General features: G+C 44.7%; 2 protein-coding genes. Both read left to right on the forward strand.

Annotated elements, in window-relative coordinates; all coding sequences use genetic code 11:
* Positions 1–1,450 (forward strand): tyrosine-type recombinase/integrase (locus CAFE_RS05660; RefSeq protein WP_156990054.1); only part of this gene is annotated, 1,450 nt, incomplete at its 5' end.
* The gene (locus CAFE_RS05665; protein WP_066648570.1) at positions 1,443–2,078 is read left to right on the forward strand and encodes a DUF6262 family protein; all 636 of its coding nucleotides are present in this window, start codon (positions 1,443–1,445) and stop codon (positions 2,076–2,078) included. The genes CAFE_RS05660 and CAFE_RS05665, both read left to right, overlap by 8 nt.
* Positions 2,079–2,161 lie beyond the last annotated feature (83 nt).

Genomic DNA, 2,161 nt, shown 5'->3' on the forward strand with positions numbered 1-2,161 from the left:
TATGTGGGATATGTCGCCCTTTATTCCACGAAAAAATCTGGCCAGCACACATAAACATATCCGTTTCGGATACATCGAAAATGAAGAAATGAAATGGGTCGTAAAACAATTTGCCTACTACAGGCTTAGCCAGATCAAACCCTTTTCTGTTCACCATGAGATCAATGGCGTTCTGCCGGCATTTATCGAATACTGTAAGCTCAACAGCATCGGTAGCTTTCGGGAAATCACCAAAGAAATATTTTTGGATTATGCACTGTGGCTGAAGGATGCCAGGCAATACAAGCAGACAGTCGGCTTCAAGCGTTCCCGCATTGTGCAGCAGATTATACAGATCGGGCAAATCAAGGGATGGGCTGTTACACAGGATAATCTTTTTCTGCAGGCATCTGCCAGCGACCTTTGGGGTTCCAGAAGTACGTGGGGTCCAAAAGCAGATAAATTCAAACCGATTCCGGAGGAAATTTTCAATAAAATCCTCTTTTACGCAGTGAACAGGGAAACGGATATTCTGACAAAAGCAGGGATCATCATTCAAAGTCAGACCGGCCTGCGGATCAATGAGGTCCTTTCCATCCGGGATGGCTGCGTTCATGTCACTGATGACGGTCACTCCTATATGGAAGTCCTGCTGAGCAAGACGGAACGGGCGGAACCGGTTGTACACAAGGTTTTTATCAACCAATTGGTACAGGACGTCATTCAGGAACTAAGCGATTACTCCGAACCGTTAAGACAGGAAAGCGGCCTCCATGAGTTGTTTTTAACCAGATCCCAACCTTTTCACAACAAGGTCGTCGTATACAAAACTGATCTGTATGGAGTCATGCGCCTCAAGCCGTTTATCAGGCGCTGGGATATCCGGGATAACCAGGGTAACCTTTATCCGCTGACAAGTCATCAATTCAGGGCCACTTATGTGCGTGAACTGATCAAGCGTAAAATGCCCATTGCCTATATTATGAAACAGTTTGCCCATGTTTCCATTGAGATGACTTCGCACTACCTCACCTTGCAGGAAGAAGAAGTAAAAGAAATCTATTCGGAGGTGATTTTGAGCCCCAAAGCGAAGCTGGCTGGGTTGAGAGCCGCTGAAATACGCGGCAAATTGGATGCATGCTTTAAAGGGCGAACAGAACAGGAAATTGAGGATGTTGTCTCGCAACTGTCTAAATCCATGAGCTTCAACCCTTTGCCAAATGGCGTGTGCCTGTATGATTTCAGGCGGGGCAACTGCACGGATGGAGATGGTTGTTTTTTTTACAACTGCCCCAACTACGTTACGGAGGCCAGTTTTTATCCGGTGCTGCGTACGGAATTGGATTTGATGGAACAGGAGATGACACGGTTTCAGGCATTAGGCCGCGAAAGAGACTGGCAGCGTCAATATGTCAAGTACAGATATTTAAAGCCTTTGGTAGAAAGTTTGGAGGTACAGATCAATGGTTAAGAAAGAAATTCGAAGAAATACGGAAGGTTTGAAAATCTGTGCTGACAGAAAAAGATGTGAAACGGTTGCCAGAGTCAACACAGCAATTGATCGCCTAAAACGAGCTAAAAACAAATCTATCAATTTCAGTACCGTGGCTGTGGAAGCCGGTGTATCAAAGGCTACGCTTTACAATCATCCTATCCTGAAAGAACGCATCATGAGCCTTCGGGCAGCCAAAAAGCTGCCCGAAGGCCATTGCGGCATGGGTACAGAACCGAAGGACAAAACCAGACAGCTGCGTTTGGAAATTCAACGTCTGCAGAAAGATAAAGAAAATCTGATTTTGCAGTTGTTGGAGTTGGAAGCTTTAAAGGATGAAAACTATCGTTTGCGTGAGCAATTATCCAGAGTTCAACGGCAAGATGTCTGCTCTATTCAGAAACCGGGTAGACATTTGAGCAGAAAGGAAAGCAATATGATTATTGATGAAAATTATGTTCAGCAGTTGCGGGAAAGTGCTTTTCGTGAAATTTCAGCTAAAGCTGAGGAAGAAATCTTAAAGCAATTTGGCGGTCAAAGGATCGGCGATTTATTCACGGAACAGGATATTTACGAACAGATTCGTAAGATTATCGCAACGTGTTAGACGTCAGGCGGTGTCAAATGAGTAAACTTTCCTGTTACAATCGGCAATCGCATCATGTTAGACATCCGCCTGCTAAAGATAAA

Origin of the sequence: Caproicibacter fermentans (genome assembly GCF_009746625.1) — a bacterium.
GTDB lineage: Bacteria > Bacillota > Clostridia > Oscillospirales > Acutalibacteraceae > Caproicibacter > Caproicibacter fermentans.